At 65.6% G+C, this 21168-nt stretch carries 24 protein-coding genes; 13 read left to right on the forward strand and 11 right to left on the reverse strand.

Annotation, left to right across the window (positions count from 1 at the left end; all coding sequences use genetic code 11):
* The first annotated feature begins 52 nt into the window (after nt 1-52).
* Both ACK4SV_RS13575 and grxD read left to right on the forward strand, forming a co-directional pair.
* Nucleotides 53-283, forward strand: coding sequence for a BolA/IbaG family iron-sulfur metabolism protein (locus ACK4SV_RS13575; RefSeq protein WP_409918378.1), 231 nt, complete (start codon nt 53-55; stop codon nt 281-283).
* Between the two features lie 50 nt (nt 284-333).
* A complete protein-coding gene (gene grxD, locus ACK4SV_RS13580) occupies nt 334-669 on the forward strand; it encodes a Grx4 family monothiol glutaredoxin (RefSeq protein WP_409918379.1) in 336 nt (111 codons plus the stop codon).
* A gap of 8 nt (nt 670-677) precedes the next feature.
* Here grxD and ACK4SV_RS13585 read toward each other — a convergent pair whose 3' ends face one another.
* The gene (locus ACK4SV_RS13585) at nt 678-1079 is read right to left on the reverse strand and encodes a hypothetical protein (RefSeq protein WP_409918380.1); all 402 of its coding nucleotides are present in this window, start codon (nt 1077-1079) and stop codon (nt 678-680) included.
* Nucleotides 1080-1123: 44 nt separating this feature from the next.
* Here ACK4SV_RS13585 and rimO point away from each other — a divergent pair, with 44 nt between their 5' ends.
* The gene (gene rimO / locus ACK4SV_RS13590; protein WP_409918381.1) at nt 1124-2479 is read left to right on the forward strand and encodes a 30S ribosomal protein S12 methylthiotransferase RimO; all 1356 of its coding nucleotides are present in this window, start codon (nt 1124-1126) and stop codon (nt 2477-2479) included.
* Here the strand turns inward: rimO and ACK4SV_RS13595 are convergent.
* Nucleotides 2461-3168 (reverse strand): DJ-1/PfpI family protein, encoded by a 708-nt coding sequence (locus ACK4SV_RS13595; protein WP_409918382.1) that lies wholly within the window; start codon nt 3166-3168, stop codon nt 2461-2463. The genes rimO and ACK4SV_RS13595 overlap by 19 nt on opposite strands.
* A gap of 66 nt (nt 3169-3234) precedes the next feature.
* Here ACK4SV_RS13595 and ACK4SV_RS13600 point away from each other — a divergent pair, with 66 nt between their 5' ends.
* Complete coding sequence (locus tag ACK4SV_RS13600) at nt 3235-4209, forward strand: GlxA family transcriptional regulator (protein WP_409918383.1); 975 nt, start codon at nt 3235-3237, stop codon at nt 4207-4209.
* On the opposite strand, the gene ACK4SV_RS13605 is transcribed toward ACK4SV_RS13600, so the two are convergent.
* On the reverse strand, nt 4199-5581 hold the full coding sequence (locus ACK4SV_RS13605; protein ID WP_409918384.1) for an alginate export family protein: 1383 nt from the start codon (nt 5579-5581) through the stop codon (nt 4199-4201). The two genes, ACK4SV_RS13600 and ACK4SV_RS13605, sit on opposite strands and share 11 nt — an antisense overlap.
* Before the next feature lie 202 nt (nt 5582-5783).
* Here ACK4SV_RS13605 and ACK4SV_RS13610 point away from each other — a divergent pair, with 202 nt between their 5' ends.
* Nucleotides 5784-6725: a GIN domain-containing protein gene (locus ACK4SV_RS13610; RefSeq protein WP_409918385.1), complete on the forward strand. Its 942-nt coding sequence runs from the start codon at nt 5784-5786 to the stop codon at nt 6723-6725.
* A gap of 12 nt (nt 6726-6737) precedes the next feature.
* Here the strand turns inward: ACK4SV_RS13610 and ACK4SV_RS13615 are convergent, their stop codons facing one another.
* Nucleotides 6738-7562 carry a polyphosphate kinase 2 family protein gene (locus tag ACK4SV_RS13615; RefSeq protein WP_409918386.1) on the reverse strand — a complete coding sequence of 275 codons (825 nt, stop codon included), beginning with the start codon at nt 7560-7562 and terminating at the stop codon, nt 6738-6740.
* A 78-nt stretch (nt 7563-7640) separates the two neighbouring features.
* A complete protein-coding gene (rpsD, locus tag ACK4SV_RS13620; protein WP_409918387.1) occupies nt 7641-8258 on the reverse strand; it encodes a 30S ribosomal protein S4 in 618 nt (205 codons plus the stop codon).
* A 176-nt stretch (nt 8259-8434) separates the two neighbouring features.
* Between rpsD and ACK4SV_RS13625 the strand changes: the two genes are divergently transcribed.
* Entirely contained in the window at nt 8435-9253 is an 819-nt protein-coding gene (locus ACK4SV_RS13625; RefSeq protein ID WP_409918388.1) for an SDR family NAD(P)-dependent oxidoreductase, read from the forward strand.
* A 4-nt stretch (nt 9254-9257) separates the two neighbouring features.
* On the opposite strand, the gene ACK4SV_RS13630 is transcribed toward ACK4SV_RS13625, so the two are convergent.
* From ACK4SV_RS13630 to ACK4SV_RS13650, 5 genes are read right to left on the reverse strand one after another with little or no spacing between them, the layout of a single operon-like run.
* The gene (locus tag ACK4SV_RS13630) at nt 9258-9725 is read right to left on the reverse strand and encodes a cupin domain-containing protein (protein WP_409918389.1); all 468 of its coding nucleotides are present in this window, start codon (nt 9723-9725) and stop codon (nt 9258-9260) included.
* 48 nt (nt 9726-9773) lie between these two features.
* A complete protein-coding gene (locus ACK4SV_RS13635) occupies nt 9774-11264 on the reverse strand; it encodes a Ppx/GppA family phosphatase (RefSeq protein WP_409918390.1) in 1491 nt (496 codons plus the stop codon).
* Nucleotides 11261-13435: an RNA degradosome polyphosphate kinase gene (locus ACK4SV_RS13640; protein ID WP_409918391.1), complete on the reverse strand. Its 2175-nt coding sequence runs from the start codon at nt 13433-13435 to the stop codon at nt 11261-11263. Before ACK4SV_RS13640 ends, ACK4SV_RS13635 begins: the two co-directional genes overlap by 4 nt.
* A 32-nt stretch (nt 13436-13467) precedes the next feature.
* On the reverse strand, nt 13468-14211 hold the full coding sequence (locus tag ACK4SV_RS13645) for a chromosomal replication initiator DnaA (RefSeq protein WP_409918392.1): 744 nt from the start codon (nt 14209-14211) through the stop codon (nt 13468-13470).
* Nucleotides 14208-15230: a hypothetical protein gene (locus ACK4SV_RS13650; RefSeq protein WP_409918393.1), complete on the reverse strand. Its 1023-nt coding sequence runs from the start codon at nt 15228-15230 to the stop codon at nt 14208-14210. The genes ACK4SV_RS13645 and ACK4SV_RS13650 overlap by 4 nt, the downstream gene beginning before the upstream one ends.
* A gap of 206 nt (nt 15231-15436) precedes the next feature.
* Between ACK4SV_RS13650 and purM the strand changes: the two genes are divergently transcribed.
* The 6 genes from purM (at nt 15437) to ACK4SV_RS13680 (ending at nt 20068) form a co-directional block, all read left to right on the forward strand.
* Nucleotides 15437-16465, forward strand: a complete 1029-nt coding sequence (gene purM, locus ACK4SV_RS13655) for a phosphoribosylformylglycinamidine cyclo-ligase (protein WP_409918394.1) — start codon at nt 15437-15439, stop codon at nt 16463-16465.
* On the forward strand, nt 16462-17046 hold the full coding sequence (gene purN, locus ACK4SV_RS13660) for a phosphoribosylglycinamide formyltransferase (protein ID WP_409918395.1): 585 nt from the start codon (nt 16462-16464) through the stop codon (nt 17044-17046). Before purM ends, purN begins: the two co-directional genes overlap by 4 nt.
* 219 nt (nt 17047-17265) lie before the next feature.
* On the forward strand, nt 17266-17580 hold the full coding sequence (locus ACK4SV_RS13665) for a GNAT family N-acetyltransferase (protein WP_409918396.1): 315 nt from the start codon (nt 17266-17268) through the stop codon (nt 17578-17580).
* A gap of 14 nt (nt 17581-17594) precedes the next feature.
* Nucleotides 17595-18608, forward strand: coding sequence for an NADP-dependent oxidoreductase (locus tag ACK4SV_RS13670; protein WP_409918397.1), 1014 nt, complete (start codon nt 17595-17597; stop codon nt 18606-18608).
* 211 nt (nt 18609-18819) lie between these two features.
* Nucleotides 18820-19512 carry a response regulator transcription factor gene (locus ACK4SV_RS13675; RefSeq protein ID WP_409918409.1) on the forward strand — a complete coding sequence of 231 codons (693 nt, stop codon included), beginning with the start codon at nt 18820-18822 and terminating at the stop codon, nt 19510-19512.
* A complete protein-coding gene (locus ACK4SV_RS13680; protein WP_409918398.1) occupies nt 19457-20068 on the forward strand; it encodes a hypothetical protein in 612 nt (203 codons plus the stop codon). Before ACK4SV_RS13675 ends, ACK4SV_RS13680 begins: the two co-directional genes overlap by 56 nt.
* Here the strand turns inward: ACK4SV_RS13680 and ACK4SV_RS13685 are convergent.
* Nucleotides 20053-20532: a DUF3995 domain-containing protein gene (locus tag ACK4SV_RS13685; RefSeq protein ID WP_409918399.1), complete on the reverse strand. Its 480-nt coding sequence runs from the start codon at nt 20530-20532 to the stop codon at nt 20053-20055. The two genes, ACK4SV_RS13680 and ACK4SV_RS13685, sit on opposite strands and share 16 nt — an antisense overlap.
* A 140-nt stretch (nt 20533-20672) precedes the next feature.
* Here ACK4SV_RS13685 and ACK4SV_RS13690 point away from each other — a divergent pair, with 140 nt between their 5' ends.
* Nucleotides 20673-21137 carry a peptidylprolyl isomerase gene (locus tag ACK4SV_RS13690; protein ID WP_409918400.1) on the forward strand — a complete coding sequence of 155 codons (465 nt, stop codon included), beginning with the start codon at nt 20673-20675 and terminating at the stop codon, nt 21135-21137.
* The last annotated feature ends 31 nt before the right edge of the window (nt 21138-21168 follow it).

Raw genomic sequence — 21168 nt, forward strand, 5'->3', positions numbered from 1 at the left:
ATAAGGCGCGCCGCCGCATGTGCCTAGTCTTCCCTTGTTACAGGAGGCCGCCATGGGCATGAGCCGCGACACGCTTCTGAAATTCCTGACCGAAGCCTTCCCCGATGCCGAGATCACGCTGACTGACCTCGCCGGAGACGACAATCACTGGCAGGCGGAAATCGTCAGCGCGCAGTTTGCCGGCGTGCCGCGCGTGCGCCAGCATCAGATGGTCTATGACGCCCTCAAGGGGAACATGGGCGGCGTCCTGCACGCCCTCGCCCTGAAGACACGCGCCCCTTGACCCTGTCGCCCCGGCGTCTCACATGTGACCCATCCAGCGGAGTACTTCCCATGACCGACCAGGCCACCCTCGACGCCATCGAAAAGGCCGTAACGACCAATGACGTTGTCTTGTTCATGAAGGGCACGCCGACCTTCCCGCAATGCGGGTTTTCCTCGGTTGTGGTGCAGATCCTGGACTATCTGGGCGTCGATTATGTCTCGGCCAATGTGCTGGAAGATGCCGCCCTGCGCGAAGGCATCAAGGCCTACACCAACTGGCCGACCATTCCGCAGCTCTATGTGAAGGGCGAGTTCATCGGCGGCTGCGACATCGTCAAAGAGATGTTCGAGAATGGCGAGCTGAAAGGCCTGATGGCGGAAAAAGGCATCGAGCTGACGGCCTGATCGCGTCTTCAGCTGAAAAAGAACAGATACCCCAGGATCGCCAGCGGCAGCAGCGACAGGCCGAACAGGTTGCGCGCGAAGACATAGGTTTTCACCCAGCGGTCGGTCTCGTCATCCCCTGACGGCGCCGTATGGGTCACCATGTCGACGGTCTCATCCTTGATCACCGTCTCGTCGCGCAGGATGTATTTCTGCAGGGAACCTTCGGTCAGCAGCGCGCCGAAATAGAACAAGGCGCTGAAGGCAATCGAAGCGAAGGCGAAGGCCAGCACGACCGTTGCGACCTCGGGCCTTGTAAACACGCCCATCTGCCAGCCAGCGCCGGCAAAAACGAGCGCGCCCAGCGCCAGCGCCGCTGCGCGCAGCGCTTTCAGCCTGGCGAAGTTCGGTTTCCCGGATGACTTTTCCACAGGCGCGCTTCCCCAAAGAGCGGTTTCATTATAGCAGGGCGCGCATGACCACGACACCCCTTGCCCCTGCCCCCATTCGCGGCGCGAAGACGCCCAAGGTCGGCATCGTCTCGCTTGGCTGCCCCAAGGCGCTGGTGGATTCCGAGCGGATCATCACGCGCCTGCGCGCCGAGGGCTACCAGATCGCGCCGGATTATTCGGGGGCGGACCTTGTGCTGGTCAACACCTGCGGCTTCCTCGACTCCGCCCGCGATGAGAGCCTCTCGGCGATCGGCGAGGCGATCGAGGCGAATGGCAAGGTGATCGTCACCGGCTGCCTCGGCGCCGAGCCGGATGTGATCCAGAAAGCCCACCCCAAGGTGCTCGCGATCACCGGCCCGCATCAGTATGAGGCGGTGATGGACGCGGTGCATACGCACCTCACCCCGCCGCACAATCCGCATCTCGACCTTGTGCCCGAGAGCGGCCTGCGGCTCACGCCGCGCCACTATGCGTATCTGAAAATTTCCGAAGGCTGCAACAATCGCTGCTCCTTTTGCATCATCCCGAAGCTGCGCGGCGATCTTGTCTCGCGCCCGATCCATCATGTGCTGACGGAAGCGGAGAAGCTGGTTGCAGCCGGCGTCAAGGAACTCCTCGTCATCAGCCAGGATACCTCCGCTTACGGACTGGATGTGAAATACAAGCCGGAGACCTGGCGCGGCAGCGAGTATGAAACCCGCTTCCTCGACCTCGCCAAAGGCCTCGGCAGCCTCGGCGTGTGGACACGGATGCATTACGTCTATCCCTATCCGCATGTGGACAATATCATCCCGCTGATGGCAGACGGGCTCATCACGCCCTATCTCGACATTCCGTTCCAGCACGCCTCCGCGCCGGTGCTGAAGGCGATGAAACGCCCCGGAAACCAGGACAAGGTGCTCGCCCGTATCACCAAATGGCGGGAAGCTGTGCCGGACCTTGCGATCCGCTCCACCTTCATCGTCGGCTTTCCCGGCGAGACCGAAGAAGATTTCCAGATCCTGCTCGACTTCATCCGTGAAGCGAAGATCGACCGGGCGGGCTGTTTCAAATACGAGAACGTCGCCCATGCCGAAAGCGGCAAGCTGGAGGGGCATGTTCCCGAAGAGGTGAAGGAAGAGCGCTGGCACCGTTTCATGACGGCACAGGCGGAAGTCTCCGCCGCACGCGCCGAAGCGCAGGTCGGGCGGATACTGGACGTGATCATCGACGGGCCGGGCGACGAGGCGGGCGAGATGATCGCCCGCACGCAGGCCGATGCTCCGGAAGTTGACGCAGTCGTCTATCTCGAAAACGCCGCCCATCTGAAACCCGGCGACATCATCCGTGCCGAGATCACCGGCGCGGACGATTACGACCTTTATGCCGTTCCTGCCTGAGACTTGAGGCGCGCGGCAGCCTCCTGCGCCTGCGCGAGGCGCAGGGGCATTGAATTGTCCATTGTGCCGATAAGCCGCGCCAGAGTCTCCCCATCGGCAAGCTCCGGCCGGCCGCAATCGAAGGGCGGCGCGGGCGCGTATTCGAGGCCGAGCGTGATCGCTTTTGCATACGCCTCGCCGGCGATTTCGGCGAGCATCGTGAAGGCAAAGTCGATCCCCGCCGTCACGCCGCCGCCGGTGAAGATGTTCCCGTCACGGACGACCCGCGCGTCATCCGGGATCGCGCCGAATTCCGGCAGCAGGCTGCGCCAGCCCCAATGGCAGGCCGCGCGCTTGCCTTCCAGCAGGCCCGCCGCCGCGAGGATCAGCGAACCGGTGCACACCGATGTGATGTAACGCGCGCCCAGCGCCAGCCGGCGCAGCTCGGCGACAAACTCCGTATCGAGCGCAACCTCCGTCGCCGTCATCCCGCCGGGCACGCAGATCAGGTTGCACCGCTCGATCTCCGACAGCTTTCGCGTCTGGCCGATCACCAGCCCGCCTTCGGCGCGGATGTCGCCGCCCTCGCGGCTTGCGATGATCGTTTCGGAGTTCGGGATGCGGCAGAGCACCTGGTGCGGCCCGGTGAAATCGAGATGGGTGAGATCGGGATAGATCGCGAAGACGGTGGTGAAGGCGGGCTGGCTCATCGGGGGCTCCTTGCGGCTGTGCCATTCTTGCCTTAAGCCCGGTTTGGCAGAAAGGACATTGTTCCCATGATTTCCGCCAAATCGCCGCTCCGGGAAATTGCCATCCTGCTGTTTGAGGATTTCCAGCTGCTGGACGCTTCCGGCCCGGTCGCAGCGTTCGAGATGCCGATGCGCGGGATGGAGCCGCCGCCCTACCGGCTGGCGCTCTACTCCCTCGATGGCGGCGCGGTGCGCTCCTCCTCCGGCGCCGCGATGCTCACCGAAGCCCTGCCCAATAGCCTCGCGCCAGACACGCTCATCGTCTCCGGCGGCGAAGGCACGCACGCGGCGATTGCGGACGCGCGCCTCATCGACGCCATCCGGCGCATTTCCGCGCGCGCGCGGCGCACGGCGTCGGTCTGTTCCGGCGCTTTCCTGCTCGCCGAAGCCGGCCTGCTGGACGGGCGGCGCGCGACGACGCACTGGCGCCGCGCCGAGGCGCTCGCCGGGCGCTATCCAGAGGTACAGGTCGAGGCTGACCGGATCTATGTGCGCGACGGGAAGTTCTGGACCTCTGCCGGTATCAGCGCAGGCATCGATCTCGCCCTCGCCCTGATCGAGGACGATCTTGGTCCGGAAACGGCCCGCAGGGCTGCGCGGGAGCTGGTGCTCTACCACCGGCGCCAGGGCGGCCAGTCGCAATTCTCGGTGATGCAGGACATTGGCCGCGCCGCCGGGCGGTTCGACGCGCTGATCGGCTGGGTGCAGGCAAATCTCGCCGCCGATCTCGGCGTCGAGCGGCTGGCGGCGGAAGCGGCGATGAGCCCGCGCAATTTCGCCCGGCTCTTCCGCGCCGAGACCGGCACGACCCCGGCCCGCTTCATCGAGAAGCTGCGGCTGGAAGCGGCCCGCGCCCGCATCGAGGGCAGCCGGCAGAGCCTGCAGGACATCGCGGCCGCTACAGGGTTCGGCGAGGCCGAGCGAATGCGCACGGCCTTCCTGCGCGCTTATGGCCAGCCGCCGATGGTGCTGCGCAGGCAGGCGCAGGGAGTCAGAAGCTGAGCGTCAGCTGGCTGTATCCGAACAATGTGCGATCGCCGTTCGGACCGCCGGGGACCGATTTCGCAAACTCGCCGAATATCAGGACAGAGGCGCCGAGTTCGAGGCGAAGACTTTCAGGGATCACCCAGTAGCGCGCACGGGTGTCAAAGGCGTGGCCGACGAACCGGCCAGACTGGCCGTCAGGATCCCGGAGGCCGGCAATCACCCAGGCATCCGTGGAGGAGGCAAGGCTGACCGCATGATACTGGGCCCAGCCATCCCAGCGCGCATCCGGCCGGACTTCGAGGCGCAGGCCCGGCGCGCTGATATTGGCGGGTGTCAGCGGACCATGGATCGATGTGTTGTTGAGATCGGTGCGGCGCGAACCGAAGAGGCGCTCATACTGGTCAAACGCCAGATCGTCCGGATTGCCGTCGCCGCTGGCATAGTAATATTCCAGCGCGAGGCGCGGGCGCCAGGCCATTTCAAGACTGTAGCCGAGCGCGGCGAACAGCATCTCCGCCTCCACCGACAGACTCTGAGTATCGGCCGGACTGCTGGTGGCATAGCGCGTGCCCTTGCGGCGGGCCGCTTCGACGTCGATGTCCCATTGGCCTGGCTGCGGCGCGCGGTACAGCCGGCCTCCGACCGTAACATATGACCGGTCCGGGGTCTGGAAGCGGCGCGTGTCGCGTTCCTCCAGTCCATACACAAACGCTTCACCGCTCAGTCCCGGCGCCATGTCGCCAGCGAGATTTGCGCGGATGGCATGCACCCCCCAGATCTGGCGGCCCCATTGTTCCTCATCCCCGGAAAGCTCATTGTCGTCGAGCGCGGGGCGCGTGTTCGGGAAGCGGGCGGTTGGAACAACATACAGCAGGTGCAAGGCATCGCCGCGCGGGTTCCGGCTGATGAGGTGGGCGCCAGTATAGCTGAAGATCACATTCGCAAAATCCACCCGTTCGATCTGGCGCCGCGAGCCAATCGACACGGTCTGGCGCCCGAGGATGACCTCAGCGCTCGAGCCGGAGCCGATCAGGCCGGGCAGGTCATCTGCCCGCAGATAGAACTGGAGGACATCGAGCGGATTGACCAGGCTGGTCGAGAGCGGAGTTCCGGCATCGGCAAGGTAAGTCCGGCTGTCCTGCAATTCGAGGCCGATCGAGACGGGCCCGGCGTGGGCCTCTGCCAGCATCAGCGTCCGGAACAGCAAGAGCTGGTCGCTCCCCTGCCGGCCGGCCCGGAACTGGCCGTCCAGGGTTTCGTAGCGGATGCGGGTTTCGCCCTGAAACGTGAACCATGCGGGAGGATTGACGGCGTCCTCCAGCTTCAACGGCTCATCGGCAAGTGCGGCCGCGTCGAGGAGGCACAGGAAGAGCAGTGCCCGTTTCATCCCGACATCCCTTATGCCTGCACTCTCCGGTGTTGGGCGTAATGGAAGAAGCCGTTCGGATCAATGAATTCGAGCGACAGATCGCCAATTTGCGGGGGGCTTGACCGCACCGACAGAAATTATCGAAAAACAACGATTGACATATCGTCTTTCGATAAGTGATAAGGGGGAACGCCTTTCACCCGCCAGACCGGAGCCTGCCATGACCCGCCCCGCTGCCATTCCCGCTGCCTTTGTTGCCAGCCTTGTGTTCGCCGCCCTGCCTGCCTTTGCGGGCACCCAGTCCGTCAATGTCGGCGCCTTTACCCAGATCGAAACCCGCGGCGCGATGAATGTCGTGTTCGAGGAAGGGCCGCAGCGCTCAGTGATTATCGAGACCGACGGGAATGACTTTTCCGACGCAGTTGTCACGGTCCGCAACGGCGTGCTGACGGTCGAGCGTGAGAGCCTCAAGCGCCGGGGCTGGTTCGGCAACAATGCGCGGCTCGAGGTCAAGAATGACGGGCGCATCGTGCGCGTCAATGGCCGCGACAAGCCGGTCTATACCGTGCGTATCACAGCGCCTTCTCTGGAGCGCTTTACCGTTGCCCAGTCCTCCACCGGGGATATTCGCCTTGGCACCTCGGCGCGGTTTGAAGGCCGCGCTTCGTCCGGCAGCCGGATGACCGTCGCGGGCCGGCCGGGCACGGCGGACCTGACCGCTTCCTCGGCTGCGCGGATTGATGCCGGCCAGCTCTTCGCCGGAACGCTGAAGGCATCCGGCTCATCGAGTGCGGTGCTGAACGTCGCAACGGCAGGCGCCAGCGCGCATGACGTGTCTGTCTCCTCGGCGGCGCGGATGGAGCTGACGTCAGCGGCGCCGGCGACCTTCAAGGTCAGCGCCACCAGCGGCTCGCACATCAGCCTGACCGGCCCTTGCCGCAGCATTGCTGTCTCCGCAACGTCCGGTGCGACGGTCAATGCGGACACCCTGTCCTGCGAGAGCGCGAATGTGCGCTCGTCCAGCGGCGCATCGGTGAACGTCGCCGCCCGGGACCTCGCCGAAGCCTCGTCCTCGAGCGGCAGCAGCGTAACCTTCGCGGGCGCCCCGCCGGTGCGCGACATCAACCGCTCCAGCGGCGCAAGCGTCAGCTTCCGCGACTGAGCTTTTCGCCGGTCAGATCGTGTAGGACCCCGGGTCCAGCCCGGGGTCTTTCCATGCGAGGTCCATGTCCTCCAATGCGCCGCGCACGATGCGGGCGATCATGGCATTGCGGCGCGAGCGGCTGTCGGCGGGGATGACATACCAGGGCGCATGGCGGGTGGAGCAGCGCTCCACCGCGATCTGGTAGGCATTCATGAAGTCCGGCCAGTGTTCCCGGTCGTCGAGGTCGCCGGGATTGAATTTCCAGAGCTTGTGCGGCTCCATCAGGCGTTCCTTCAGGCGCACGCCCTGCTCGGCATGGCCGATGTTGAGCATGAATTTGACGACCGTGTAGCCATTCTCGCAGAGGTGTTTCTCGAAGGCATTGATCTGCGCATAGCGCTGCTCGACCGCCTCCAGCGGCGCAAAGCCGCGCACGCGCACGACCAGCACATCCTCATAATGCGAGCGGTCGAAGATGCCGACATGGCCGCGCCGGGGCACGGCATTGTGGACGCGCCAGAGATAATCACGGGCGAGTTCCTCGCTGCTGGGCACCTTGAAGGCCTTCACCTCCATGCCGAGCGGAGTGGTTTCGGAGAAGACCGCCTTGATCGTGCCGGACTTGCCGGACGTGTCCATGCCCTGCAGCACGACAATCAGCCCGCGCTTGCCCTCGGCATAGAGCATGTCCTTGAGCTCATTGATGACGGCGGCGTCCTTGCGCAGGCTGGTCTCGGCTTCGGCCTTGTCGGGGAACAGGCTGCGGTCAGCGGTGTCCCGGGCCGAGAGGTCGAACGGCTTGCCGGGGCGGGCGATCAGGGCCTTGCGGACCTGTGCAATCGAGGGAATGGCCATGGATACGCGGCTCCGGAAAATGAAAAGGCCGCGCCAGTGTGGCGCGGCCTTGTCAGAACTTCAAGGAAATCAGGTCTCTTACGAGGAGTAGAACTCGACCACCTGGGCCGGTTCCATCTTGACCGGGTAAGGCACATCCGACAGGGCGGGCACGCGCTTGTAGGTGGCGGTCATCGCCTTGGGGTCGACTTCGACATAGTCCGGGATATCGCGCTCGGGGCTGCCGAGGGCTTCCAGGACGAGGGCGAGGTTGCGCGACTTCTCGCGGATCTGCACCACATCGCCCGGCTTCAGGCGGGCCGAGCCGATATTGCAGCGGCGGCCGTTCACCATGACATGGCCGTGGTTCACGAACTGGCGGGCAGCGAACACGGTCGGCACGAATTTGGCGCGGTAGACGATGGCATCGAGGCGGGATTCGAGCAGGCCGATGAGGTTTTCTGCCGAGTTGCCCTTCATCCGGGCGGCGTCCTCATAGGTCTTGGAGAACTGTTTTTCGGTGATGTCGCCGTAATAAGCCTTCAGCTTCTGCTTCGCCATCAGCTGCATACCAAAGTCGGAGACCTTGTTGCGGCGGTTCTGGCCGTGCTGGCCCGGCTTGTAATTGCGCTTGTTGAAGGGGGATTTGGGGCGGCCCCAGATGTTTTCACCGACGCGGCGATCGATCTTGTACTTCGCGCTATGGCGACGTGACATTGTAGTACCTCATTGTCAGCGCGGGCCGGTGGGCGCTTCATTGCACCCACGATTGCAACGGCGGCTCCGCACCATCCCGTCATGAAGCGGCGGGTAAAACACCAATAAACCGCTCGCGTCAAGCGAGGCCGCTGCTAGTGTGCCCCGCAAAACGGTCGACAAAACGGGAGGAATTCATGGGGCAATTATCAGGCCGGGTCGCCATCGTGACCGGCGCAGGCAGCGGCATTGGCCGGGGGGCAGCTGTTGCGCTGGCGCGCGAGGGGGCCGCCGTGATGGCCACGGACATCGACAGGGCGAGCGCCGAAGAGACCGCTGCGCTGATCGGCAAGGCTGGCGGCAAGGCCGCCGCGATGGCGCAGGATGTGGTGGATGAGGCGCTGTGGGACAGCGTGTTCGCCGACACGAAGGGCCTGCTGGGGGCGCCCTCGATCCTCGTCAACAATGCCGGAATCGCGATTGCCGGGGCGCTCATGGACTACTCCCTCGCCGACTGGCAGCGGCAGATGGCGGTCAACACCGATAGCGTGTTCCTGGGCACGCGGGCGGCCATGCGGGCGATGAAGGATACGGGCGGCTCCATCATCAACCTCTCCTCCGTCGCGGGCCTGCGCGGGGCGGCCGGGGCGAGCGCCTATTGCGCCTCCAAGGGCGCGGTGCGCCTGTTCAGCAAGGCAGCCGCCGTGGAATGCGCGCAGCTGGGGCTGAAGATCCGCGTCAATTCCGTCCATCCCGGCATCATCGACACGCCGATCTGGCAGAAATCCATCACAAGGATGACCGAGACGATGCGCCCCGAAGCCCGCGCCGCAATGGCCGAGGCGTCGGGCGGCAACGCACTCGACCCGCACCTGATCGCCATGGGCGCCGCCCCGATGCAGCGCGCCGGCCAGCCGGAGGAAGTGGCAAACCTGATCGTCTTCCTCGCCTCGGACGCGTCGAGCTACATCACCGGCCAGGAACTGGTCGTCGATGGCGGGCTGACATCGAAGTGAGCTATCAGAACGGCGTGCCGTCCTTGCGGGTGTAGCGCGGCGCGCTGTCGTCATACCGGCCGGGGTGCAGGTGCATGTCGATGTCGGAATAGTGGCAGGCGTCCGCTTCGCTGCGCGATCCGGCAACGAGCAGGCGCGCGGGCGCATCGCTTTCATTGATGAAGTGGTGACCATCTGCGCGCCCCGCCGGAAAGCCGGCGCAGTCGCCCGCGCGCAGCACCTCACGGCCGGCATCGGTGACCATCACCACTTCGCCTTCCAGCACCCAGACGAACTCGTCCTCATCGGTATGCCAGTGGCGCTGGGACGACCAGACGCCGGCATCCAGCGTCACGAGGTTCACGCCGAACTGCGTCAGCCCCGCCGCCGCGCCCAGCGCCCGCCAGCGCCGTCCGGCACATGGCGCGCCGAAAGGCGCCGGATAGCGGGTGCCCTGACCTTCGGGCGCTTCGGCAATGTCGATCCTGGGCATCGGTCTTGGCTTTCCTTTTGAAGTGCTTATCCGGACAGGCTGGCCCAGCTAGCGCACATTCATCGCCGGTTTCAGGCGCAGCTGGGTGGCGGCCTGGGAGAGGCGGCGTTCGACGGTTTCGGAGAGGAGCTTGGCGTCCTTGCGGCTGACCTGCAGGAGCAGCGTCTCGCCTTCGCGGCGCAGCTCTGCGCGCTTCAGGATCGGGCCGGAACGACCGGAGAAGACCGCGCCGAGGCGCATCAGCAGGCCGATCTGGCGGGCGCGGTCGGCCTGCGGCTCGGTGGTCAGGGCGAGATGCTCCTGCGGGCGGCGGAAATCCTTCTCATAGCGGGCGCCGATGGCGTGCGCGATCATGGCGCGCTCGGCATGGGTGACGCCGAGATAGGGCGCGCGCAGGGCCTGATCATAAGCCATCTCGGCACGGTGATCGGGATGGAAGCGCCCGGCGCTGTCGGCCATCATGCAGGCCGCTTTCTCGATGCGGATATCGGCGGCTGGCGAGCCGAAAAGGTCCGGCTGCGGAACAAGTGCAGGTGCAATGAATTCATGCAGGGCGCGGCCAAAGGCGATCTGGTTTGAATCGAGGCGCGCAAAGGCGATGACACCATCCGTGAGCGGATCGCTGATCGGCATGTTCAGAAGTTCGTGAACCACACCCTCGCGCACGCCGGCCGCTGAGATGGTGACCCCGTCGAGCCCGCTGACATTCAGGATTTCTTCCATCAGGATAGCGGCCACCGGGAAATGGCGGGCCCGGCGCCGGTCGATCGCCTCGATCTGGGCGCGCGCGCCGGGATTGCCGAGCGAGTCGATGCAGAGCTTTGCGGCGCGGGCGATCTGGCCCTCCGTCATCTGGAAGCCTTGCAGGACCTGAAGCGGGTAGCGGTCGAGCTCCATCACCAGCCGCCCGAAGGCGCGCCAGGCGCCGCCCACCGCATAGAAGCGGCCGGAGACGCCCTGCAAGGCCGCGCTCGCCTTCAGCGCCTCGCGCACGCGGCGGCGCAGTTCCTTTGGCTCGCCGGAAATATCGCTGAGCGCGAGCGGGCCAAGCATCAGGCTGTCGCCTTCCTCGCCCTGCCCACTGGCGAGGCCGATGCGCTTGAGCTCGAGGCTGGAGCCGCCAAGATCGCCGATGACGCCGATGGGATTGTGAATGCTGAGATCGACCCCGCGCGCAGAGAGGCGCGCTTCATCCGCGCCGCTGAGCAGGCGCACCGGACGGCCGAGCATACGTTCGGCCTTTTTGAGGAACGCGTCCCGGTCTGCCGCCACGCGAACGGCAGCGGTGGCGACGGCTTCATAGGTATCGACATTCAGGGCCCGGAGGATTGCCCGGTAGCGGCTGAGCGCATTCAGCGCGGCGTCGATGCCCCTGGGCGATAGCTCACCGGTCTTCATCAGACCTTCGCCGAGGCCGGCCATGACTTTCTCGTTGAAGTTCTGCAGGATCGAGCCGCCAAGAACCTCGCAGATCACGAGACGGACCGAGTTGGAGCCAATATCGATCACTCCGGCGAGACGGGCGCGCTGCACGGTCATTTCGGTTTGATCTCGCGCGGTTGCAGGCGCGGCGGCAGGCTGACTTCCAGCGCGCTGCCGCGGCCGGAGAGGCTGGGATTATCCATGAAGTATCCATGTGCAGAGAATGCGGTTTCCTCCGAAGACGGGACAAGCCGCTCATAGCTGCCGTCCGGGCGCATGAGCCATGATTGGCATTCATCATTGAGGTTTGCGACCATGATCTGGTTCAGCACCTGACGGTGCACGGTCGGGTTCAGAAGCGGGACCATCACCTCGACCCGGCGGGTGAGATTGCGCGGCATCCAGTCAGCCGAGGACATGAACACTTTCGAGTTTGCGGCCGGGAGCGCTTCGCCATTTGCAAAGCAGACGATGCGGGAATGTTCCAGGAAGCGTCCGACGATGCTCTTTACCGTGATGTTCTCGGAGATGCCGGGGAGGCCCGGCCTGAGGCAGCAGATGCCGCGCACGACGAGCATGATGTTCACCCCCGCCATGCTGGCGCGGTAGAGTGCGTCGATCACATCGGGATCCACCAGCGAGTTCATCTTCGCCCAGATGCCGGACGGCTTGCCCTTCTTCGCCGCCGCTGCCTCCGCATCGATCATCTCGATCAGCTGGGCTTTCAGCGTGACAGGCGACATCGAGATCGTCTCGAAGGCCGGCGGGTTTTCCGGCGGCTCGCGATAGGCGGTCACATAGTTGAACAGGCGGTTGGCATCGCGCCCCAGCGCCGGGTCGGCGGTGAAGAGGGAAAGATCCGTATAGATACGGGCATTGACGGGATGGTAGTTGCCGGTGCCGTAATGGGTGTAGGTGCGCAGCTCGCTGCCCTCGCGGCGGACGACCAGCGAGACCTTGGCGTGGGTCTTGTATTCGATAAATCCGTATACGACCTGAACACCGGCGCGTTCAAGGTCGCGCGCAAGGCGCAGGTTTGCCTCCTCATCGAAGCGGGCCTTGATCTCGACCAGCGCGGTGACGGTCTTGCCGGCTTCCGCCGCCTCGATCAGCGCGCCGACAATCGGGGAATTGCTGGTCGTACGATACAGCGTCTGCTTGATCGCGACCACCTGCGGATCGGCCGCTGCCTGCCGGACGAACTGGACGACGACATCGAAACTCTCGAAGGGGTGATGGACGAGGATGTCCTTCGCGCGGATGGAGGCCAGAATGTCACCGCCCATTTCACGGATACGCTCGGGATAGCGCGGCTCGTAGGCCGGGAAGAGGAGGTCCGGCCGGTCATCGACGATGAGTTCGGAAAGCCGGGCCATGCCGAGCATTCCATCATAGAGGACGATGTCGGACGGCTCCGCCCCGATCTCGCGCAGGATGAAGCTGCGCAGGTGCTCCGGCGCGCTGGCCTGCATCCGCAGGCGGACGATCCGGCCCCGGCGGCGCTGTTTCAAGAGCACCTCGAATTCGCGGATAAGGTCTTCGGCCTCTTCCTCGATCTCGATATCGCTGTCGCGCACGATGCGGAACAGGCAGCGGCCCTTCTCGCGGAAGCCGGGGAACAGTTCCGGCAGGAACAGGCCGATGACATCTTCCAGCGCAATGAAGCGGATGCCGGGCTTGGTGCCCGTCTGCAGGCGGATGAACCGGCGCACGAAGGTCGGCATCGGCACAATGCCGACCTGCCCTTCCCCGCCAGCGTCGGATTCGAGATCGAAGGCGACCGTGAAGCCCAGATTGGGAATGAAGGGGAACGGATGGGCCGGATCGACCGCAAGCGGTGTCAGGATCGGGAAGATGTTGGAGTGGAAATAGGCTTCGAGCTCGCTGCGCTCCTTGCGGGTAAGCTCGGACGGCGCAAGCACGTGGATTCCCTGCGCTTCCATTTCCGCTTTCAGGGCGTGCCACTGGGCAAGCTGGGCGCGGATCAGGTCCAGCGCGGCGGCTTCGACTTCGGCGACCTGCTGGGCGGGGGTCAGCCCGTCCTGGCCGGGGCGGGAGAGGCCCGCGCGCACCTGCTCGCGCAGGCCCGCATAGCGCACCATGTCGAACTCATCGAGATTGCTGGCCGAGATCGACAGGAAGCGGAGGCGCTCCAGCAGCGGATGGGCGGGGTTATTGGCCTCGTCCAGCACACGCCGGTTGAACTGCAGCCAGGAAAGTTCCCGGTTCAGGAAGCGTTGCGGCGAGGACATGAGCTGCCGGATTGCGCGCGGTTGTCCGTCTGGCATGGGGTCACCTGTCTCCTGTGCCGGCGTGCGGGTCATCCGCCGCCAGCCTCGCTTGCCTCGTCCTCATCCGGCCCCTCGGTCCCCTCCAGCACCTGCCGTGCGAGCGCCAGGCCCGGCGATTTCCCGGTCCGGCTCACCGCTTCGCTGAGGCGCCCGATAGTCTCCTCACCCGCCTGATAGGAAAGTTCGAGCCGGACGGCCAGATAGTTGATCGTTTCCCGCGACAGTTTCATGAAGCGCGCCGAGGCTGCGGCCTGCAACCGCGCCTTGAGCAGCGCTTCATCCGGCGGCGCAATCTCGGCAATCGTCAGCGCATTGAGGCGGGAGCGGAGATCTGCCGACTGGGTGCGCCAGCCCGCCGGGGAGCGATGGGACAGGAGCAGCAGGCGCCCGCCCCGGCTGGCCGCCATGTTCAGGAGAGAGAGGAGTTGATCGTCGCGCCGCACGACGGCGAGGTCTGCATCATCGAGCGCGACCGGCATTCCCGAGAGAGCGTCGAGCGCCTCACGTTTCAGGGCGCGGAACGTCGCGGCCGGAAGATAGGTGCCGCCGAAGCGCGCGGCCCACGCCTCGCCCAGATAGCTGAGCCCGCACCGGGCGGGGCCGGTGATGCAGAGAGCCGGGGTGGCCCAGTCCGCCGGGCGGGCTGCGAGGGCAAAGGCGGCTTCGTTCGGCGCGCCCCGGATCAGGCGGTCCCAATCCGGCGCCGCCGGGGGAAAGCCGAGAAGCGGCGGGGCCGGCTGGCCGGGCGGCGATCCGCCCGCTGCCGCGCTCACTGCAGGCCGGTGAAGCTCGCGGCGGAGCGCAGCGCCAGCGCGCCGTCCGCCTCACGCGTGATGGCGACCCCGCGCTGGGCCAGGTCGCGCCTCAGGCGGGCTTCATCCCCGGCATAGGCGAAGGTGATCAGTGCGCCGTCGCGCGCCACCGCCCGCGTGCGCAAATCCGACACCAGCGGCGAGCGTACCAGCGCCGAGCGCAGCGTGTTCCATTCGGCGAGGGAGGTGTAGCGCACGGCGGCGTTCACTTCCGTGCGCGCGCTGTCGCGGATGATGGAGGCTTCCTTCCAGCCTTCATCCAGCAGCAGGGAGACCGATGCCATGGCCTGTTCCATCGTGGCGGCGGGCGGGGTTGCGCCAAGCGGCTCGCTGCCCCCGGCGGTGACCGCGCTGAGGATCACGCGCCATGCGCCCGGGCGGCCCTGCAGGTCTGCGATGATGGCGCGGCGGGCCCCCTGGCTGAGTGCCTCTCCGGAAAGATCGCTCCAGGGGGTGAATGCCGTGTGGCCGAAGGCAGCCGAGCGCACATAGGGCACCAGAGCGCCGCTGGAGCGTTCCGGGAAGACGCGCTGCCACATGTCGGCTGTTGCGCCATCAGCGGCCACGGGCACGAGAAGCGCCAGCGGTGCCTGCGTGTCGAGATACGGGATGCCGAGACTGTTGAGGTGGGCGCGGACCATCTGCGGGTTCAGCACAACCGACAGCTTGCCGCGATAGCGCCCGGCGCCGGCGACTTCCTCCTCGACATCGACGGCAGCCGTCAGACGGCTGGCCAGCGCCGAATCCATCGGCACCCCGCCGGCGGCGCTGCGGTCGCGCGGCAGGGTGATGCGGTTGATCATGGTGCGGGCGGCGGAGACGCGGGCAGCGGCCATCGCGCGCTCGCGCGCCTCGATCAGGCTGGCGGCCTGTTCGTTCACATCGATGCCCCGCACCGTATACACATCGCGCACATCTGCCGTGGCGGCCTGCACCGCGCCGAGCAGCAGCATCGCTGCAACCACCATCCAACGAATCATCGGGCCTGCACTCCTTGTCCGCTGCCCTTCTAACAAGGCGTTGTTACAGCGAAAACCTCGCGCTTCATGTGAATCCCCCGTTAGGCGCAAATAAGGCGCCCCAATTCTTCATCAGTCCCACTGCCCAATCCTTCATAACCGTCACTGGAAGTGCGCCCCGGCGCGTGCTAACGCGCGCTCCAGGCGGAGAGAGGGGCCCTGCGGCCATGACCGAGACATCGAAACAGCCCTTGTCCTATCGCGATGCCGGGGTCGACATTGATGCCGGCGAACGCCTCGTCGAGGCGATCTCTCCGATGGCCAAGGCCACCGCCCGCGCTGGCGTGATGGGCGGGCTTGGCGGGTTCGGCGCGCTGTTCGACCTGAAAGCTGCGGGTTATGATGACCCGATTCTGGTTTCCGGCACGGACGGGGTCGGCACCAAGCTGATGCTGGCTTTCGAGACGGGTATCCACAACACGGTCGGCATCGACCTGGTGGCTATGTGTGCCAATGATGTGCTGGCGCAGGGCGCCGAGCCGCTGTTTTTTCTCGACTATTTCGCCACCGGAAAGCTGGAGGGCGGCATCGCTGAAGCCGTGATTGCCGGCATCGCGGAAGGCTGCCGCCGGTCTGGCTGCGCCCTCGTAGGCGGGGAAACCGCCGAAATGCCCGGCATGTACCCCCCCGGCCATTATGACCTCGCCGGCTTCATCGTCGGCGCTGTGGACCGGGACAAGGTGCTGCCCCGCATGGGCGACATGAAACCGGGCGATGTGCTGATCGGCGTCGCTTCCTCCGGCCCCCATTCCAATGGCTATTCGCTGATCCGCCGGATCGTCGAGCGCGAGGGCCTGTTCTATGGCGGCCCCTCGCCCTTCTCAAACTCTGAAACACTCGGCGAAGCGTTGCTGACGCCGACACGGCTCTATGCCCCGATGGTGATGCCGCTGATCCGCTCGGGCAAGGTCAAGGGCCTCGCCCATATCACCGGCGGCGGCCTGACCGAGAACACGCCGCGCATGTGCCCGGATGAGCTTGTCCCCCGCATCGACCGCGCGGGCTGGACCCCGCCCCCGGTGTTCCAATGGCTGCAGGATGCCGGCAAGGTCGACCTCGAAGAGATGCACCGCACCTTCAATATGGGCATCGGGCTCGTGCTGGCGGTGGCGCCGGAAGACGCGGATTCGGTGATGGCTGAGCTGACTGCCGCCGGGGAAGACCCGCGCATCCTGGGCGACCTGGCACAGGCATGAGCCGCTTCCGCCTTGCGATCCTGATTTCGGGGCGCGGCTCCAATATGGAAGCGCTGCTGAAGGCGGCGGAGGATCCCTCCTATCCGGCGGAGCCTGTCCTCGTCCTCTCCAACCGCCCGGAGGCAAAGGGGCTCGAAACGGCTGCGGCCGCAGGCATCCCCACCCGCGCGATCGACCACAAGCTCTACGGCAAGGACCGCGAAGCCTTCGAGCGGGAGCTCGATGCTGCGCTGACGGACGCTGGCATCGAGATCATCGCGCTGGCCGGTTTCATGCGTGTGCTGACGCCGTGGTTCGTGACGCGCTGGGAAGGCCGGATGGTAAATATCCACCCGTCGCTGCTGCCGAAATACAAGGGCCTCGACACCCATCAGCGCGCCATCGAGGCGGGCGACCGCGAGGCCGGCTGCACCGTTCACTGGGTCAGCGCCGGGGTGGATGAGGGCGAGATCATTGCGCAGGCCGCCATCCCGATCCTGCCTGGCGATACGGCGGATACCCTCGCCGCGCGCCTGCTGCCGGAGGAGCACCGGCTGTATCCGCGCGCGCTTGCGATTGCCTGCGCGCGGCTGAAGGCCTGACCAAAGCCACCCAGCGCAACGCTCATCCTGAGCGAAGTCGAAGGATGGCCCAAGACAATCTGTCCCACGCCCCAGCTCGTCCTTCGACTTCGCTCAGGATGAGCCGTTCGAGAGGTTGGTTCAGTCTGGATGCATGAGGCGGTTCCGCGCCCTTGTGGACACCGCCTCCCCCAGCCGCTATCCCCGAAGGGATTGCGGAACACGGCATCGGAGACCGGCTTGAGCGACATCCTGATCACCCGCGAGGATGGCGACCCTAAAGGCCGGTATGCCGCGCGCATCGATGGCATTGATGCGGTGGCCGAGATCGAGTTCACCTATCCGGCCCCCGGCATCATAAGCGCCAAACATACGCGCGTTCCCGAAGTTATGGGCGGACGCGGCGTCGCCCGCGCGCTGCTCGATTTCATGCTGGAAGACGCCCGCACTAACGGCTTCAGGATCGTTCCGGTCTGCCCCTATGTGCGCGGCCAGTATGCCAAGCATCCCGAATGGGCTGACCTGTTCACCACCAAGCCCGGCGAAGATCCCTGAGGAGCGACCCCATCATGCAACAGATCGTGCTGGCCCAATATTGCGAGGGCGCGCCGAAGCCGTCCGACTTCCGGCTGGAGACCCTGCCGCTGCCCGAGCCAAAAGACGGCCAGTTCCGCGTGGCCCATGCCTGGTGCTCGGTCGATCCCGGCACACGTTCGCGCCTGTCGGGCGGGGACAGCTATGCCGCCGCCCTGCCGCTCGGCAAACCGATTGACGGTTTCAGCGCGGGCATCGTCGACGCCTCGAACCATCCCGACTGGCCGGTGGGCACGAAAGTGTTCTGCGCGGGCGGCTGGAAGACCCATTCCCTCCAGTCCGGCAAGGGGTTTATCGGCAAGGTCGCGGATGCGCCGGGCGTGCCGCTGTCGGCCTGGATCGGCGTGCTGGGTGTGCCCGGGCTGACGGCCTGGTTCGGCGTGAAGGATGTGGCGCGCTTCAAGGAGGGCGACGCGGTGCTCGTCACCTCTGCGGCGGGGCCGGTCGGCGCGACCGCTGGCCAGCTTGCGAAAAGCTGGGGCGCCTCGAAAGTCGTCGGCGTGGCCGGATCGGACGAGAAATGCCGCTGGCTGACGGAGGTGGCCGGCTTCGACGCGGCGATCAATTACAAGTCTGCCGAAGACCTCACCGCCGCCATTGCTGCCGAGTTTCCAAAGGGTGTCGACATCCTGTTCGACAATGTCGGCAATGCGATGGTCAACCGCGTGCTGCCGCTGATGGCGCTGAACGGCCGGATCTGCATTTCCGGACAGGTGGCAGACTATAATCTGACGCCGGAAGAGACCCCCGGCATCGTCAATACCAAGCCCTTCATTACCCACCGGGTGAATATGCAGGGCCTCGTCGTGTTCGACTTTGCGCGCGGCTTCCCAGAAGCGCTCGGCAGCATGGCAAAGATGATCGCGGGCGGCAGCCTGAAGCTGCAGGAGGAGCGTTTCGAGGGCATCGCCGCGATGCCGGAGGCGTTCTGCGGGCTGTTCCGGGGCGAGAATACCGGGCGGCGCGTCGTGAAGGTCGGCGCGGAGTAGCCTGCCCCGGCGCCTTCACATTTCGGGCAGGCGCCGCCGCAATCCATCGTCAAACTGCCGCAATCCCGGCCTCACCCCGCCCCAGTCCGTTGATTTTACTGGAGTGGCGGACAGGAGGGCTTTTGCTATGACGCGAGCTGTGATTGAACACCCATGGACGAAGGCTGCCGGCCCGCTGGCGGCCGCGAAAACGGACATGAAGGACGAAGGCATGACGAAGCTGGCGCTTGTAGACGACGACGAGAACATCGTGGCGTCGCTCAAGATGTTTTTCGAGGCCGAGGGCTATCAGGTGCGCGCCTATCATGACGGCGAGAGCGCGCTGCAGGCGCTGACGGATTCTCCGCCCGATATCGCCATCCTCGACATCAAGATGCCGCGCATGGACGGGATGGAGCTGCTGCGCCGCCTGCGCCAGACCTCCGAACTGCCGGTGATCTTCCTGACCTCCAAGGATGAGGAGATCGACGAGGTGATCGGCTTCAATATCGGCGCCGATGATTTCGTGCGCAAACCCTGCTCGAACCGACTTCTGGCCGAGCGCGTGAAAGCCGTGTTGCGCCGGGGCCGGGGTGCGTCCTCCACGCCTGAGGAAGGCGATGTGAAGCCCATCGTGCGCGGCAAGCTGGTGCTGGACCCCAACCGCCATGCCTGCACCTGGGATGGCAAGCCGGTGCGCCTGACGGTCACCGAATTCCTGATCCTGCAGGCGCTCGCCGCCCGGCCCGGCTATGTGAAAAGCCGCGACCAGCTGATGGACGCCGCCTATGACGACCAGATCTATGTCGACGACCGGACCATCGACAGCCATATCAAGCGGCTGCGCAAGAAGTTCCGGGAAGTGACCGATGAATTCGATGCCATCGAAACCCTCTACGGTGTCGGCTACCGCTATACGGAATAAGCCCCTCGCCGAGCTTTATATCGGCGGGGCGGGCGATGAGGTGTCGCGGATCGTCCTGTCCTATGCCCGCGCGCGGGCAGCGGCAGGCGCCCGGCCGGTGGAATATTTTCCGCATTATGCGCACGCCGCCGCCCGGCGCACGGCGCTGGACCTTGCCGGGGCCGGCCACCGGCTGGCCCTGATCGGACATAGCTGGGGCGCTGATACAGTGCTGCGGGTGGCGGGCGAGCTGGACGGGCAGGCCTTCTGGCTGGTCGGTGCGGACCCGGTTGCAAAGCCGGCCCTGCCCTTTCTGGCTCTTGGCGGAAGCCAGAGCGCGGCGCGCGGCATCCTCCACATCACCGCCCGCGCCGAGGCGCCCGACCGTTCAGACTTCGTGCGGGCGGCGGGATATGTCACCGGCGGCGGCGTGCCCCGCGCCTTCCGGCAGGCCGGCGCCCATATCCGCACACACTTCAATCACTGGAACTTCGAGGGCATGATGCGTGCGCCCGGCGAGGATGGCCGCTCAGCCGAAGACTGGCTTGCGGCCTTGGATACTCAGGGCGCCGTCTGAAACCCGATCTGTGCCAGCCACCAGTTCCAGTTCGGCAGCCGGAATGTCAGCACAAGGAAGCCCGCTGCAATAAAGGCGCAGAGCGGGGAGTAGAGCCGCCGGTTCAGCGTCAGGTAGGGCTCCTCCGGCGCCGAGCGCTCAAAGGCCGGCAGGATGCCTGCGACCGCGCGGACAAGGAACACCGCTGTCAGCAGCAGCCCCGAAGGCAGCAGCAGCAGCTTCGCCTCGCGCGGCAGCGCCTCGGGGTCCTGCCCCATAATCCATGCCGCCAGCGCAGCGGCCAGCAGCAGGACACCGACAAATCCCGTGCCTGCGCGTGAGGGCAGTACCGTGATGCCCCGCCGGCCGACGACCGAGCGGGCCAGGGCCTGTTCATTGGCAAACGGGAAGCTGAGCCCCGCCGCCCAGCCGATATGCAGCAGGCCCGCGAGGGCGAGAATGGTTGCCAGAAGGGTCCCAAGCATTGCAGACAATCGGAAATCCTCGTCAGCAGGGCTACCGAGCCCCTATATAACATGCTGGCCGCGCTTGCCGCCAGAAGCGCGATTGAATAGCCAGAATGACGGCGAGAGACCGCCGCGACAAGGGAAGACGACAAAAGACGATGACCGATCCAGAAAACACGCTCCTGCTTGAAACCTCCAAGGGAAATGTCACCATTACCCTGCGCCCGGACTTAGCGCCCGGCCATGTCGCGCGGATCAAGGAACTCGCCCGTGAGAAATTCTATGACGGGATTGTCTTCCACCGCGTGATCGACGGCTTCATGGCCCAGACCGGCTGCCCCAAGGGCACCGGCACCGGCGGCTCGAAGAAGCCGGACCTGAAAGCCGAGTTCAACACCGAGCCGCATGTGCGCGGCACCTGTTCGATGGCCCGCACCTCGGCGCCGCATTCGGCCAACAGCCAGTTCTTCATCTGCTTCAAGGATGCCCGCTTCCTTGACCGGCAATACACGGTCTGGGGCCAGGTGACCGAAGGGATGGAGGTGGTGGACCAGCTTGCCAAGGGCGAGCCGCCGCGCAATCCGGACCGGATCATCACGATGCGGGTCGGCGCCGACGTCTGACCGGGCAAGGGCGCGGCCCCGAAGGGACAAC

Origin of the sequence: Hyphomonas sp., assembly GCF_046313735.1 — a bacterium.
GTDB lineage: Bacteria > Pseudomonadota > Alphaproteobacteria > Caulobacterales > Hyphomonadaceae > Hyphomonas.

What these genes read in the sequence shown, in the direction of transcription:
- ACK4SV_RS13635 (WP_409918390.1), bottom strand. Translation starts at nt 11,264, where the DNA reads ATGACCGTGCAGCGCGCCCGTCTCGCCGGAGTGATCGATATTGGCTCC.
- ACK4SV_RS13670 (WP_409918397.1), top strand. Translation starts at nt 17,595, where the DNA reads ATGCAACAGATCGTGCTGGCCCAATATTGCGAGGGCGCGCCGAAGCCG.
- rpsD (WP_409918387.1), bottom strand. Translation starts at nt 8,258, where the DNA reads ATGTCACGTCGCCATAGCGCGAAGTACAAGATCGATCGCCGCGTCGGT.
- ACK4SV_RS13690 (WP_409918400.1), top strand. Translation starts at nt 20,673, where the DNA reads ATGACCGATCCAGAAAACACGCTCCTGCTTGAAACCTCCAAGGGAAAT.
- ACK4SV_RS13605 (WP_409918384.1), bottom strand. Translation starts at nt 5,581, where the DNA reads ATGAAACGGGCACTGCTCTTCCTGTGCCTCCTCGACGCGGCCGCACTT.
- purM (WP_409918394.1), top strand. Translation starts at nt 15,437, where the DNA reads ATGACCGAGACATCGAAACAGCCCTTGTCCTATCGCGATGCCGGGGTC.
- ACK4SV_RS13600 (WP_409918383.1), top strand. Translation starts at nt 3,235, where the DNA reads ATGATTTCCGCCAAATCGCCGCTCCGGGAAATTGCCATCCTGCTGTTT.
- ACK4SV_RS13625 (WP_409918388.1), top strand. Translation starts at nt 8,435, where the DNA reads ATGGGGCAATTATCAGGCCGGGTCGCCATCGTGACCGGCGCAGGCAGC.
- rimO (WP_409918381.1), top strand. Translation starts at nt 1,124, where the DNA reads ATGACCACGACACCCCTTGCCCCTGCCCCCATTCGCGGCGCGAAGACG.
- ACK4SV_RS13575 (WP_409918378.1), top strand. Translation starts at nt 53, where the DNA reads ATGGGCATGAGCCGCGACACGCTTCTGAAATTCCTGACCGAAGCCTTC.
- purN (WP_409918395.1), top strand. Translation starts at nt 16,462, where the DNA reads ATGAGCCGCTTCCGCCTTGCGATCCTGATTTCGGGGCGCGGCTCCAAT.
- ACK4SV_RS13650 (WP_409918393.1), bottom strand. Translation starts at nt 15,230, where the DNA reads ATGATTCGTTGGATGGTGGTTGCAGCGATGCTGCTGCTCGGCGCGGTG.
- ACK4SV_RS13685 (WP_409918399.1), bottom strand. Translation starts at nt 20,532, where the DNA reads ATGCTTGGGACCCTTCTGGCAACCATTCTCGCCCTCGCGGGCCTGCTG.
- ACK4SV_RS13595 (WP_409918382.1), bottom strand. Translation starts at nt 3,168, where the DNA reads ATGAGCCAGCCCGCCTTCACCACCGTCTTCGCGATCTATCCCGATCTC.
- ACK4SV_RS13630 (WP_409918389.1), bottom strand. Translation starts at nt 9,725, where the DNA reads ATGCCCAGGATCGACATTGCCGAAGCGCCCGAAGGTCAGGGCACCCGC.
- ACK4SV_RS13680 (WP_409918398.1), top strand. Translation starts at nt 19,457, where the DNA reads ATGAATTCGATGCCATCGAAACCCTCTACGGTGTCGGCTACCGCTATA.
- ACK4SV_RS13615 (WP_409918386.1), bottom strand. Translation starts at nt 7,562, where the DNA reads ATGGCCATTCCCTCGATTGCACAGGTCCGCAAGGCCCTGATCGCCCGC.
- ACK4SV_RS13610 (WP_409918385.1), top strand. Translation starts at nt 5,784, where the DNA reads ATGACCCGCCCCGCTGCCATTCCCGCTGCCTTTGTTGCCAGCCTTGTG.
- grxD (WP_409918379.1), top strand. Translation starts at nt 334, where the DNA reads ATGACCGACCAGGCCACCCTCGACGCCATCGAAAAGGCCGTAACGACC.
- ACK4SV_RS13640 (WP_409918391.1), bottom strand. Translation starts at nt 13,435, where the DNA reads ATGCCAGACGGACAACCGCGCGCAATCCGGCAGCTCATGTCCTCGCCG.
- ACK4SV_RS13675 (WP_409918409.1), top strand. Translation starts at nt 18,820, where the DNA reads ATGACGAAGCTGGCGCTTGTAGACGACGACGAGAACATCGTGGCGTCG.